Source organism: Thermococcus sp. GR5 (assembly GCF_012027535.1).
In the GTDB taxonomy this organism is placed as follows: domain Archaea; phylum Methanobacteriota_B; class Thermococci; order Thermococcales; family Thermococcaceae; genus Thermococcus; species Thermococcus onnurineus.
Genome location: NZ_SNUN01000001.1, coordinates 305,937 through 318,659, shown reverse-complemented (window position 1 = coordinate 318,659; position 12,723 = coordinate 305,937). Strand labels below are relative to the sequence as shown.

Genomic DNA, 12,723 nt, shown 5'->3' with positions numbered 1-12,723 from the left:
ACCACCACCGAAATCTAAATAAAGCTTGAGGTTCAAAAAACTATTTGATATGAGAAGCTGATTATGATAACAGTTGATGGTGGTGCTCAACGTGTCCGAAGATATCGAGGCGAAGATTCGCCGTTTGAGGGAACTAGGTAAGGCCAGTGTGGAATCTGATGTTCCTAAAATGGCCAAACCCCCAGTCAAAAAACCCCCTAAAAAACCCCGTTCAGTGGGGAGCATTAGGGAAAGGGAGAGACGAAAGAGAATTCTTACTGGTGCTGCGATTCTCATCGTTATCATTCTTGTAATCTCTGTTGGAGCATATGTCTATCTTCAAAATCGTGCGGCAGAGCAGCTATCGCAGGCTAAGGCCAAAAAGCTGGCCGAGGTAAACCAGTACTTCCAAGGAGAGATAATGAACAGTACCATTGGTCAGCAGACTAAGCAAGAGCTCATAAACGAGATTAACTCTGCTCAGTCCGTTGATGAAGTCAACGTAATAGACGTTAAGGCCGCCTATGCAAAGGCTTGGCAGGAATATCAGGCATACCTCGCGGAGCAGAAGCGTCTCGAATACGAGAGGCAGCTTAACCAGACCAAACAGGAAAAGATAAAGAGTATAGAGATGGAGTTCCAGCCGCTTCTCTCGATGCCTCTGCCCGACGACCTCAAAAAGAAGGTTATTGACTCTATGAAGAGTCTCGAAGATCAGATTGCGAGCGCAACCACGATAGAGGAGGTCAACTCTATCACAACCTCACCGTACCTTCTCGAGCTCTGGAGGGATTATTACTACTACTTAATCGATACCATGCCAACTCAAAACGTTATACTGCAGAAGGGTGACTCTAAGAGAATCGTCACAAAGACTGAGGCTAAGTCCATCCTTGGGGGAATAATGGATTACGGGGAGCTCATCCAGTACAGGATTTACAAGGTTGAGTTCGTTGACATTGCCCTTGTTCTCTCGAGGGACAAGATAAACGGTGCCTTCCTTGTTCCGGGAGATAAGATAATGATATTCGCCAAGAACGCCACCAACGCCCAGTTCAAGGAGATAGTGAACGAGGGCTACGTCCAGCTCGTCCTCCTACCGACTGAGGTCGGAGCCATATCGGTCAACGAGGCCCAGAGCCAGACCAGCTCTTCAAGCAGCTCCTCTTCAACCCAGTACACCGAGGATCACACGACCACATACACGCCGGGAGACACTTCAATAACCAACGGTCAGGCCATCAGCGATATCTACACGAACACTCAGACGGCCACCCAGAGCGCCTCGGCGAGCTACACCTACACCGTCGACCTCACTGAGATACTCAAGGCGATAGCAGCTGGAAAGATACAGGCCAGCGAGGATGTTAAAGAGCAGCTCAGGGCATATGGATGGGAGATAGTCGACCTGGAGAAGGAGTCGGGCATGCTCGTGCTCGATCCGAACACCCAGTTCCTCGTCATCGTTAGAGTTCCGTCAATCTTCGTACCAGACATACTCTCCAACCAGCAGTACCTCTACATAGCGAAGGTCGCGAGCTGAGGTGATTAACCATGAAGCGCCTTGCAGTATCTCTCTTTATTCTTTTGTTAGCTTCGTCTCTAGTTAGTGCAGCGACCTACACTCTTCCCGGGGACACCTACAACAACATCGGTATACTGGGACAGGTAATGATAGACCTGAATGTCACCATAGTCAACACGGCCTCTTTCCCGAAGTTTATAGTGGTCAATCCGCGCTATGACTTCACAGTTTACAGGCTCGACAACAGTGAGGCGATGAAGGCATTTTTCCTTGGGGATAGTGTAATTCATAACCTCTCAAACATCCAGAGGACGACCCTCAACTATTACACTGGCTTTTGGATAATGCCCTATGAAACGGTTGTTGTGAACTTCAGGATAACCTCCCACTACTCCTACATCGTCCCAACTGTGAATTATCAAACTGTCTGTGGTGATCAGGCTAAGATAACTTCTGTTGAGTACAATGGAAGTCAGGTTAGTGGCGTTATAGGGGATCTTGATGATATCTCAGTAATAAGCTGTGGTGTTATATACCCACAGCTCATAAACACTCCCAAGGTCGTATATCTGAAAAGTATGTTTCCAATAGTTGATGGTCACATTAAAATCCTTAAGTACGACGGAACGGTCACCTTCCGCCTCACTAACGTTCCCAACGAAGGCGGACTTTTCAACACGTTCTTCGCAGCATCGATACCTGTCATCTTCGATGGTGCCAAGACCTACGACTTCGTACCTAACTATACCATGACCTACAAAGAGTACATGGAGGACTTTGTCTGGAGATACAAAGGTCTCACCTCACCGCAGAAGACTCCTCAGCCGCAACCGGCTCCGTCCCTTCCGGGAATGTTCCAGCTCTCGAACACGCTGATAAGTGGTATCTCAGTAGGAACACCTGAAATCACTCCCCCCCAGCAGGCGGGATTCGACTTCCCGGTCTGGATAATCTTCATGGGGAGAAGTGTGGATATAACCTATCACGTTAGCTGGACGAAAGAGGGGCGGTGAGAGTTGGTGTTGGATGGGAAGAAAAAGAAGAAGGAAGGCCTCTCATGGATAGATGAGATACTTAACGGAGAGGATGATCTCCTTGAGAGCATGCTTAGGGATGAAAAGAAAAAAGAAAAAGAGGAGTCGCTTCCTTTTGTGGATAGGAAAGGTGGAATTGATCTAGATGAAATCCTTAGTAAGCCTTCTTCCGAGGATACCCTGAATAGCAGACCAACTGGCGCTGATATCCTCGGGGAGATACTCACCAAGGATACCCTGGAGAAAAAACCCACACCTGTTGAAAAGCCAAAACCCAAGCCTCCTTCAACACTTCAGGACATACTTGGCTCATCCGCCAGTAAAGAGGAGACAACCTATGCCGGAAGGGCTGAGGTCCTCGATGCCTATGGCAACGTCCGTATTCTCAAGGTTAAGGGAGAGCCAGTTCCAATATATGAGATTCGTCTTCCCAAACTCACCCGCGATGAGGAGGAGCTTTTTAGGAGGATCAAGGAGAGGGCAATAACAGAGCTTCAGATCGATCCTACGGCATTTCCAGACCCCGAAGAGCGCCGGCGGGTGTTCATGAACGCCATCAGAAAGATGATAAAGGAGGATGCACCACACTTCTCGGAGGGTAGGATCGAGATACTCACTGAGATGATCGTCCAGTCAATGATAGGCTACGGTAAACTCGACCCGCTTGTCCGCGACGACAACCTTGAGGAGATTATGGTAATCGGAACCAAAAGACCCGTTTATGTCTGGCACCGGCGCTTTAATATGTGTAAGACTAACATAATTTTCCCCGAAGACAGGGAGATACTCAACATAATCGAGCGCATAGCTAGAGAGGTCGGCAGGAGGATAGACCAGCAAAGTCCTCTTCTCGATGCCCGTTTGCCTGATGGAAGCCGTGTGAACGCTACCATACCTCCGATAAGTCTTGATGGACCCACCATAACCATCCGTAAGTTTAAGAAAGATCCGCTCACGATTATAGACCTCATCAAGTACGGAACTATGAGCACTGACATAGCATCTCTGCTGTGGATATTCGTTGATGGTCTTGGAGTCAAGCCTGCCAACGTACTCGTCGCCGGTGGAACTGGCTCGGGTAAGACCACTACCCTGAACGCCATTGGAATGTTCATCCCCCCGAGCGAGCGTGTCATCACTATTGAGGATACTGCGGAACTCCAGCTTCCAGTTGAACACTGGGTGCGTCTTGAAACGAGGCCCCCTAACCTTGAAGGTAAGGGAGAAATAACCATGGATGATCTCGTTAAGAACACCCTGCGTATGCGTCCTGATAGAATCATCGTTGGTGAGGTCCGTGGCCCAGAGGCAAGAACAATGTTCACTGCAATGAACACGGGTCACGATGGCTGTATGGGCACAATCCATGCTAACTCTGCTAGGGAAACTATAGTCCGTCTCGAGAGTCCACCGATGAACGTCCCTAAGATAATGATTCCAGCCCTCGACATTATCATAATGCAGGTCAGGTTCCACAGCAGGAAGAAGGGAACCATCAGAAGGATAACAGAGATAGCAGAGATTTCGGGTGTAGAAGGGGAAAATATTCAGCTGAACAAGTTGTACAAGTATGATCCTGCCAAGGATGAGCTCGTTCCTACGGGTGTTCCGAGCAAGACCCTCAACGCACTCGCCCACCACACTGGAATGAGCATGGCAGAGCTGGAGTTGGAAAAAGAAAAGAGGAAAATAATCCTTGACTGGATGGTTGAGCAGGGCATCAGGGGCATTGAGAAGGTTGGATACTACATAAGGCAGTTCTATGTTGATGAAGAGGCGTTATTCAAGAAGATTGAGGCTGAGAGCGACGTTGAAACCAGCAGGCAGATTAGGAATCTGATTTAAGGGTGATAATCGTGGACATCGTTAAAGCGTTCTCAGACTTTTTGGAGCGACTAGGTGGAAAGACCATTGAAGTAACTGAAAAGCCTATTAGAAGAATCCCAAAAGGTAAAAGCGTTCAGGAAAGGTTGAGGGCCCTTAAGGAGCTTCAAAAAGAGATTGAAAAGGAAAGGACAGAGGCAGTAGACAAGGAAAAAGAAATAGAAGAAATTCTCGAATGGAGAAAACAGGAGATCCAAAAACCATTCTCGGAGAGGCTCGCAGAAACAATGCTCCGCTATTTTAGAGGCCCAATAGAGTCGCTCACAGGCTTCTTTAAAGGCCTTGATCAGGATCTATACAGGGCCAGCATTTTGATGCCCAAGGATAAGTACGTTGCCCTCATGCTTAGTGTTGCAATATTCTCGGGTATTTTTGGGTTCCTCTTCTCATACCTCATTTACATGCCGATAGATACATCCATTTTAATTGGCATTCTTGGTTTCATTGGTGGCTTCATATACATGAGGCAGTATCCTAAAATGATGTGGAAACGCAGGGTCGTCGAGGTTGAGAGAGCGATGCCGTATGCGCTTAGACACATGGCATCACTCCTTAGTGCGGGAGTTGGTATATCCGAGGCAATACTATCAGTTGCACGTGCCGATTACGGTGTCATCTCTGAGGAGTTTGAGCTCATACTCAGAGACATGAGAACAGGTTCCTCCTTTGAAGAGGCTTTAACGAAGTTCGACGAGAAGATGAGTTCAGAAAATGTGAGCAGGGTTGTTAAACAGATCCTTAGAGCTGTGAAGTTTGGTGGAAACCTATCGGAAGTCCTCTACAAGATGGCAGAAGATTTCGCCTTTGAGTACAGGATGAAGCTGATAGAGTATGTTCAGAGGGTCAACGGTATAGCCTTCATTTACATGTTCATAACCATAGTCATGCCAACGATGTTCGTCGTCGGAATCCTAGCGGGGTCAGTAATGGCACAGTCGCTCATAATGCCGCCTGAGACCCTTGCAGTGATTTTGCTGTTTGCATTTCCGGCACTGTCGTTCATCATAGTCAATATGATTAAGAAGGGAGAGCCGAGGTGAAAAAGATGCCCCGAAGACTGTCATCACTTTCAACACGACTTATTGAACGGCTTATTCCAAAGATGTGGTTAAAGCGCTATGAAGTTTTCATATACTCCGCTGGAATAAACTTTCTGGCTGTCGAGTATCTCGTTGTGTCTTTCCTTGTAGGGATAATTGGAGCCCTCGTGGTTGATTTGTTCCTTACTACACTCTATGCACTCGCCGCGTTCTTGGCGCTGTTTCTTGGCATGGCCTTTGGCTATCCCTACTGGAAAATAACCAAGCGTATTGAGGAAATGGAGAAGATGCTTCCGGATGCATTTTTCTATCTGGCAAGCTCCCTCAGGGCGGGTATATCCTTCTCTGAGGCACTTGAAGAGCTCACTACGGCCAAGTTTGGTGCACTAACAGAGGAGTTCAAGAAAACTGTTGCCGAGATAAAGAAGGGCCGTTCAACTGTCGAAGCCCTCAGAGCGTTTGCCATAAGGAACAGGAAGTCTACTGTTATCTACAGATCCATGATGATTATCATTGAGGCCATTGAAAGGGGTGCCCCTATGAGTGATATCCTTGTCTTCGTTGGAAACGACGTCAGAGAAATACTCAGAATCAAAAAGGAGCGCAAGGCCTCAACAGGGATGCAGGTGATGTTTTTCATAGTCACGAGTGGATTCATAGGCCCCCTAATCCTTGGCATAGTCTCTCAGGTCATGGGAGCCATGAGCACTGGAGAAATTACATTCCCAATAGACACTATAAAAACAATACTTCTTGGCTTTGTCGTTCTACAGGCGATAGTCTCTGGCCTTGGAATTGGCGTTATAAGAGAAGGAAAGTTCTCAGCAGGCCTTAAATACAGCCTGCTGCTTGTGGTAATGGGCGTTGTAATATTCCAAGGAGCATCAAGCTTCCAGATCGGAGGCCTCTGATTCTTTAACCTTTTGTATGTCCACTATCTCGACCTCAAAGACAAGGGTCTTGCCCGCGAGCGGGTGGTTGAAGTCGAGGGTAACGTTATCCGATCCAACCTTTGCTATCTTGGCTATTCCTGAATCGGTCATTACGTACATACCCTCGATGGGCTCTATGCCAACGCTTGAGAAGTCGGCTATGGGTACCTCAATGATTAGTTCCGGGTTTGGCATGCCGTAGCCTTTTTCGGGTGGTATGGTGATGGTCTTCTTCTCACCAATCCCCATTCCGATAAGTGCCTCGTCAAGACCGGGTATTATCTCACCAACGCCAACGTTAACTCCGAGGGGCCCGTATTCCCTCTCCTCCACGTATATCTCGTTCTCCTTTGCGATATCCTCGTAACTCGTGTCAAAAATTTCTCCATCCTCAAATCTTCCGATGTAGTTGAACACCACAAAATCTCCAACTTCTACTTTCATTTCCTTCAACTCCAAAAGTGTTTCAGTAGGAGTGGACGCACGCCCTTATAACGATTTCTATTAACGAAGCGAGGTAATATATAGAAGAATAACAAGCTAATTCTAAGGTTGAGGTATACGAAATGGGATGTCTTTCAGATAGACTCCGGGAGGAGTATAAGGACCTCCAGATCAAGGAGGTTTACGCCACAAAGCTCGGAGACACAGACATTGAGATCCTTGAGGTCTCGAAGGATGGGCAGAAGTTTATAGCCATGTTTCAGAGCCGGCTCCTCAAAGATGGTATCTTCCAGTGGTCTCTCATAATAACAAGCGCAAACAATACGAGAACCATCAAAGGTCTGGATCCAATGGACGGCATAAAACTTGCCCTTAAGTCGAGCATAGACGCCATGATAGCTGGGATGAAAGAGTGAATCCCTACCAACGTCTAAAAATTTAGACAAAGGTGGGGACTACTCTTCCGGAAGAATGTAGTAGACGTAGTGCGGTCTGTTGGTTATTTCGTCAATGAAGACAACCGTTCCTGTCTTGGGAGGCTTAAGGTAGTGGACTTCGCCCTTCTTTGTCGTTACCGCTGCGAAGGCGTCACCGGTTCTGACGCGATTGCCCACGTTGGCTATGAGGGTTTTAGTGTAGCCCTCGACCGGGAGAAGGAGAAGCTCGTCGCCCTTCCTTAGGTATATTCTTGTCCTCCCGTCTGGGAGCACAAGGACGGCATCCACCTCCATCCTGCCCTTGAGTCTGTCCACGTGAAGGTAGAACCTGTCGTAGACTTCTTTGGCGAGGAACTTGGCCTTCTCGACGTCGATGAACTCTGGAACACTCTCACCTTTCCTCAGCCATACCTCAACGTTGTTCATTATGATGAGACAGTCCCTCGAAGCCTTGTTGTTTTCGATACACCCCTCTTTGGGGACTTCAACGTAAAGCTTTGGCATCTTCTCCATACATATCACCTGACCTTTACCTAGGGGTAAAAGTTTTTAAACCTGCCCTCCATACTACACCCGATAAAAATGTCCACTAGGGTAAAATTTCTAACCCTCTTTGGACTGCTATTTTCATTGATGACACTTCTGTTGAGCTACGATACTAAAACCGGAGAGCTGAAAAAAAGCCCCGCCCCGTTCACAGGCTTTCTGGTAATTGCCGCCGCTATAGTTTCGGCGGTAATTCTCTTCCTTCTCTTTCTCAGCTGGCGCGATTCAACTTCCAGGAGAGAGTTTGAGGTCGACAAGCTCCGGTACGTGATTTCCTGGATCGTGATGGGGATTGGGGCCCTGGGGTACGTATACTTCGGTAGAAACCAAAAAACGCTGCCCTTGTTTCCTAACATATCCTTCAACGAGACCCTCAACAACACCTCCATCGGTGAGACAGTAACCCCACCGTCTCCCCTTTACTACAACAACACCTTCGCAAACACAACCCCAACGGTTTCTCCTCAGACTAACTATCTGCTCTACGCCTTCGTCGCGATCTTCATAGTGGGAGCGGTTTACTTTGCCGTTGTCTACTACCGTGAGGCCCTCAGGAAGAGGAAAAGGAAGAAGATGTGCGAGAGGGCAGAGCTGTTCGATAAAAAGCTCGATGAGCTCGGCCTCGACATGTTCAGCGACCCGAAGGAGGCTGTTGTTGGTATATACAAGAACGCCGTCCTCTGGCTCGAAGTCTTGGGAATACCGTATAGGAAGAGTTGGACCCACTGGGAGCACGCGAGGAACGTGAACGTGTCCCTATTCAAAGAGCCGTTCGTTGGTTTAACGAAGCTCTTTGAAAAGGCAAAGTATGCCCCCGAGAAGGTTACATGGGACGATGCGGAGAAAGCCCTCGAGCTTTACAGAAAGATGCGGGGTGCGTTGAATGGGGCTACATAAAGCCGTGGTCATCGTCGGTGCCGTTCTGTTGCTTATAGCTACAATTGCGGGTTCGTACATGGTCAGATGGTTAGCGGTTCTCTTCCTTGGGATCTTTCTGGCGTTCTTTCTCTTTGGCATAGAGATACGAGTGGCGAGACCCAGGCTGAGACGTTCGATGCAGGTGAAAAGAAAGACAGACGTCGACAGGACCATCGCCCTCATAGACAAGGCCAAAACTGGTAAAGTCGCCCGCTCTCTTGTGGAGGAGAAGATAATAGACATCTACGCGACCCTTTCCGACGATTACAACTCAACCTACCGCTCACTCCTCTCCGAGCCGAACGAGGCATTGAAGGCTCTTCGCTCGGAGCGGGACTTTCTTGACAACCTTGAAAAGGCACTCAAGATTGTGGAGGCTGATCTAAATGAAGGTAGAAGAGGTAAGCCTGAAGGGTAATCTGGTCTTGGAAGAGGTCAAGAGGGCCATAGTAGGAAAGGACGAGGTGCTCAAGTTAATCCTGACAACGATACTCGCTGATGGCCACGTACTGCTCGAGGATCTTCCGGGTCTCGCAAAGACCCTGATGGCGAAGAGCTTCGCCAAGGCTTTGGGTCTTGATTTCAAACGCGTTCAGTTCACTCCAGATCTACTTCCAAGTGACATTCTTGGCGTGAGCGTCTTCAACCAGAAAATGCTCGAGTTCGAGTTCAAGAAGGGGCCGATATTCACCAACATCCTCCTCGCTGACGAGATAAACCGTGCCCCTCCGAAGACCCAGAGTGCACTCCTCGAGGCGATGCAGGAGAGACAGGTTACAGTGGAGGGTAAGACCTACGAGCTGCCCAAGCCCTTCATAGTTATAGCCACCCAGAACCCGATAGAGCAGGAGGGAACCTATCCCCTGCCAGAGGCCCAGCTCGACAGGTTTCTGGTTAGGCTCCGCGTCGGTTACCCGAGCAAGGACGAGGAGATCGAGATACTCCGCAGGAGAATGGCCAGAAAGAAGGAGGAAGTAGACATAAACTCCATCCTTACTCCTGAGGAAGTCGTGGAGATGCAGAGGGCAATCGAGGATGTCTACGTCAGCGACGCCATCCTTGAGTACATAACGGATATCGTCATCGCCACCCGGGAGGACAGAAGGGAGATAGAGGTCGGTGCCTCTCCGAGGGGAAGTCTCGCCCTCCTCAAGCTCTCCCGCGCCTATGCCGCACTCGAGGGCAGGGACTACGTGATTCCCGACGATGTTAAAGCGATAGCCGTTCCTGCCCTGAGCCACAGGCTCATCCTCAAGCGCGAGCTCTGGTACACCAAGGTCAGCCAGGAGAGCATCATGGAGAAGCTCCTTGAGCGCGTTCCCGTTCCCAAGTTCGAGTGAGGTGGAAGAGTGGCCGAGAGCGGTGAGGTCATACTCCGGACCCCGACGAACGTTAAGGGAAGGGAAAAGCCTGCAGGACTAGCTGGGAGAATGATGCCCACCGAGAAAGCCGAGGAGATACTGATAGCCCTGTGGCTCATTGTCCTCTTTGCCTTTCTCTTGCTCCGCTGGGAGATGGTTTACCTTACTCTTCCAATCCTCTGGCTGCTCTTCATAGCCGTTTTCTTCTTCAAGCCCAGCCTGAACGTTGAGATAGAGCGTATTATTCCCCACAATCGTTTTCTGGAGGGCACCGAAGTCGAAATCCAGCTCAGGATAAAGTCCCGCGAGAGGATTCCGAGCCTTAAGCTTGTGGAGAACATACCAGAAGGGCTTGAGCTTGTAGAGGGTAGCAAGGAGTATGTGATTTCCCTAAAGAAGGGTGAGGAGAGAATCCTGAGATACAGAGTTAGGGTAAAGAGGGGTATCCACGAGTTCAACTGGGTCGGTCTCAGCTACCGTGATCCCTTCGGCTTTTTCAAGGTTGATAAGAAGATTGAACTCTACACTGAAATCGTTGGCGTCCCCATCATAGAGGACGTCCCCACCCCATACTCCACGAGGGGAACGAAGATAACCGTCGGTCCACTGCCGTCGCCAAGGGTCGGCGAAGGTGTCGAGTTCCACGCTATAAGGGAGTACCAGCCCGGTGACCCGCTCAAGATAATCAACTGGAAGGCCACTGCAAGGACTGGAAGGATAATGGCCAACGAGTACGAGAGCGAGAGGAAGGTGGACGTCGTCTTCATCGTCGATTCCTCCTACACGGGAGAGCTCGTCTTTGACTATCTCGTCCGTGCTGCTGCCTCGCTCATGCTCGACGCCCTTAACAACGGCACGAGCTTCGGTTTGCTCTTAGCTGAAGAAGTCCCCCTCTGGGTCCGGATAGACTACGGAAAGAGGCACTTCTTCAAGTGTGTTGATTTTCTCAGCACTGCAAAGCCGGACAAGAACAACCTGATTGCCTACCAGGTTGAGCATCTCATAAAGTCCCGCTTTCCGGCGAGGGCTCAGCTGCTATACTTCTCGCCCCTCCTGGCAGAAGAGAGCAGGGAGGCGCTTAAAACCATGGCGAGGTACGGCTACAACGTCGTTGTCATAAGTCCCAACCCATACACGGCCCTCGAGCCGAAGAGCAGGGAAGAGGAGCTCGCATTAAAGCTTCTCAGCCTTCAGAGAAAGGCCATGCTGAGGAAGATGGCAGCCTATGGAATAATAATCGATTGGGACGTCAGGAAGCCCCTCAAGTCTGCGATAGCAGAGGTGATAAGCCTATGAAGATAAAGAGGCGGCTCTTTTCAGTGATTCCATTGGCTCTCCTCTTTGCGCTGCTGGCGAGGATTGACGGCAGGATCCTCTTCCTAATCCCCCTTGGCCTTATGGGAATCCAGTGGTACTTCATCGGCTCCCTCTTTCTCGTGACCGTTGGGGCATTCCTGATATACACACGCACCGGCGGACTTTACGGCCTCGCGATAATAGCCCTAACCCTTCTGGCCATCGAGATGGGCTACCTCGACAGGGAGAGGGCTCCAAAGGAGCATTACTTCGTCGTCTTAGCTGCGGTGGTGCTGGCTTTTCCAACTTATCTCCTCATGGAGAGCATCTCCCCTGCCCTTCCGAGGCTCGAGGTTACTGCCTTGGCCGCTTTCCTGCTCATAGCACTGTACGTCTTCGCGAAGGCCGTTGCTGAGAGCTAAACCTCTATGCTCCAGCTCCCCATCTTTTTGAGGATCTCGCGGGCTCTCTCGAGACCCGTTCTAACGCACTCCTCGAGCGGTGCTCCCTTAGAGTATCCCGCCAGGAAGCCACCCGCGAATGCATCTCCAGCCCCGGTCGGATCCACTATCTCCTCGGGACTTATTGGGAGTGCCGGGAACTCTTTGAAGGTTCCATCGTAGATTAAAACTCCCCTCTCGCTCCTTGTGATGACCACCAGCTTCGCGCCCCAGTCGTGGAGAATCTTTGCGGCTTCCTCCGCGGTCTCGGCTTTCGTTATCGTTAACGCCTCCCTCTCGTTGGGGAAGATAACCTCAACGCGCGAGACTATCTCCTTCATAAGTTTGGTTTTCCTCTTGTAGTCCTCCATGTAGGTCGGGTTGAAGTCAATGCTTATCCTTTTCCCTTCGAGCCTTTTGATGGCTTTCAGTTGTTCCCCTGGGGGAATGGGGGCTATGTGGAAGAGTTTGGTTTTGAGATATTCTTCGGGAATGGGTGTCTCCCCCATGGCCTGGGCAACTCCCATGTCAACGGGTGCATCCACGCTTCCGTCCTCATGGTATATCATGTAGATATGTATCGTCCTTCCCGGGAGAACCTGAACGCCTCTAACGTCAAGGATCGATGAGAGTTTCTCCAGCCACTCTCCCGGGAAATCCTCGCCCACCTTGGTAACGAGGCCCACCTTGGCCCCTGCTAGAGCCGCAGAAGTCGCCACTGCCGTTGCAGCTCCTCCCGGAAGGAGTATCTCTTCCTTGCCCGGAAACCTGAGATGATCTATTGAGACATGACCGAGCACGACGAGGTCCATCCTCATCACCGTCTTTTATTTTGGCCATCATTATGAACCGGTCTTTAAGCGATTTCCGGTTGAGTAATCGATTTC

At 49.8% G+C, this 12,723-nt stretch carries 14 protein-coding genes; 11 read left to right on the top strand and 3 right to left on the bottom strand.

All coding sequences use genetic code 11. From position 1 onward, the window contains the following. Nucleotides 1–76 precede the first annotated feature (76 nt). Genes E3E33_RS01525 through E3E33_RS01505 form a run of 5 tightly spaced genes read left to right on the top strand, consistent with a single transcriptional unit; the run spans nucleotide 77 to nucleotide 6,373 of the window. Nucleotides 77–1,522, top strand: a complete 1,446-nt coding sequence (locus tag E3E33_RS01525; protein ID WP_206203307.1) for a DUF515 domain-containing protein — start codon at nucleotides 77–79, stop codon at nucleotides 1,520–1,522. 11 nt (nucleotides 1,523–1,533) lie between these two features. Next, nucleotides 1,534–2,517 (top strand): hypothetical protein, encoded by a 984-nt coding sequence (locus tag E3E33_RS01520; RefSeq protein WP_167711251.1) that lies wholly within the window; start codon nucleotides 1,534–1,536, stop codon nucleotides 2,515–2,517. Between the two features lie 6 nt (nucleotides 2,518–2,523). Beyond that, nucleotides 2,524–4,383 (top strand): CpaF family protein, encoded by a 1,860-nt coding sequence (locus tag E3E33_RS01515; protein ID WP_012572637.1) that lies wholly within the window; start codon nucleotides 2,524–2,526, stop codon nucleotides 4,381–4,383. A gap of 11 nt (nucleotides 4,384–4,394) precedes the next feature. Then, the gene (locus E3E33_RS01510; RefSeq protein WP_012572638.1) at nucleotides 4,395–5,462 is read left to right on the top strand and encodes a type II secretion system F family protein; all 1,068 of its coding nucleotides are present in this window, start codon (nucleotides 4,395–4,397) and stop codon (nucleotides 5,460–5,462) included. Nucleotides 5,463–5,467: 5 nt separating this feature from the next. Further along, nucleotides 5,468–6,373: a type II secretion system F family protein gene (locus E3E33_RS01505; protein ID WP_167711253.1), complete on the top strand. Its 906-nt coding sequence runs from the start codon at nucleotides 5,468–5,470 to the stop codon at nucleotides 6,371–6,373. On the opposite strand, the gene E3E33_RS01500 is transcribed toward E3E33_RS01505, so the two are convergent. Continuing rightward, nucleotides 6,347–6,838 (bottom strand): peptidylprolyl isomerase, encoded by a 492-nt coding sequence (locus E3E33_RS01500; protein WP_167711256.1) that lies wholly within the window; start codon nucleotides 6,836–6,838, stop codon nucleotides 6,347–6,349. The genes E3E33_RS01505 and E3E33_RS01500 overlap by 27 nt on opposite strands. A gap of 122 nt (nucleotides 6,839–6,960) precedes the next feature. On the opposite strand from E3E33_RS01500, the gene E3E33_RS01495 reads away from it, so the two are divergent. Next, nucleotides 6,961–7,254, top strand: coding sequence for a hypothetical protein (locus tag E3E33_RS01495; RefSeq protein ID WP_012572641.1), 294 nt, complete (start codon nucleotides 6,961–6,963; stop codon nucleotides 7,252–7,254). Between the two features lie 39 nt (nucleotides 7,255–7,293). On the opposite strand, the gene E3E33_RS01490 is transcribed toward E3E33_RS01495, so the two are convergent. Then, a complete protein-coding gene (locus E3E33_RS01490; RefSeq protein WP_012572642.1) occupies nucleotides 7,294–7,788 on the bottom strand; it encodes a DUF2118 family protein in 495 nt (164 codons plus the stop codon). Nucleotides 7,789–7,857: 69 nt separating this feature from the next. On the opposite strand from E3E33_RS01490, the gene E3E33_RS01485 reads away from it, so the two are divergent. The 5 genes from E3E33_RS01485 to E3E33_RS01465 all read left to right on the top strand — a co-directional run bounded on the left by E3E33_RS01485 (nucleotide 7,858) and on the right by E3E33_RS01465 (nucleotide 11,818). Next, nucleotides 7,858–8,718: a DUF4129 domain-containing protein gene (locus E3E33_RS01485; protein ID WP_012572643.1), complete on the top strand. Its 861-nt coding sequence runs from the start codon at nucleotides 7,858–7,860 to the stop codon at nucleotides 8,716–8,718. After that, on the top strand, nucleotides 8,705–9,157 hold the full coding sequence (locus E3E33_RS01480) for a hypothetical protein (RefSeq protein ID WP_167711259.1): 453 nt from the start codon (nucleotides 8,705–8,707) through the stop codon (nucleotides 9,155–9,157). The genes E3E33_RS01485 and E3E33_RS01480 overlap by 14 nt, the downstream gene beginning before the upstream one ends. Further along, on the top strand, nucleotides 9,126–10,079 hold the full coding sequence (locus E3E33_RS01475) for a MoxR family ATPase (RefSeq protein ID WP_167711262.1): 954 nt from the start codon (nucleotides 9,126–9,128) through the stop codon (nucleotides 10,077–10,079). Before E3E33_RS01480 ends, E3E33_RS01475 begins: the two co-directional genes overlap by 32 nt. Nucleotides 10,080–10,169: 90 nt before the next feature. Continuing rightward, the gene (locus E3E33_RS01470) at nucleotides 10,170–11,396 is read left to right on the top strand and encodes a DUF58 domain-containing protein (protein WP_048055188.1); all 1,227 of its coding nucleotides are present in this window, start codon (nucleotides 10,170–10,172) and stop codon (nucleotides 11,394–11,396) included. Continuing rightward, nucleotides 11,393–11,818, top strand: a complete 426-nt coding sequence (locus E3E33_RS01465; RefSeq protein WP_167711265.1) for a hypothetical protein — start codon at nucleotides 11,393–11,395, stop codon at nucleotides 11,816–11,818. The genes E3E33_RS01470 and E3E33_RS01465 overlap by 4 nt, the downstream gene beginning before the upstream one ends. Here E3E33_RS01465 and E3E33_RS01460 read toward each other — a convergent pair. Further along, nucleotides 11,815–12,654 carry a carbohydrate kinase family protein gene (locus E3E33_RS01460; RefSeq protein WP_167711267.1) on the bottom strand — a complete coding sequence of 280 codons (840 nt, stop codon included), beginning with the start codon at nucleotides 12,652–12,654 and terminating at the stop codon, nucleotides 11,815–11,817. The two genes, E3E33_RS01465 and E3E33_RS01460, sit on opposite strands and share 4 nt — an antisense overlap. Nucleotides 12,655–12,723 lie beyond the last annotated feature (69 nt).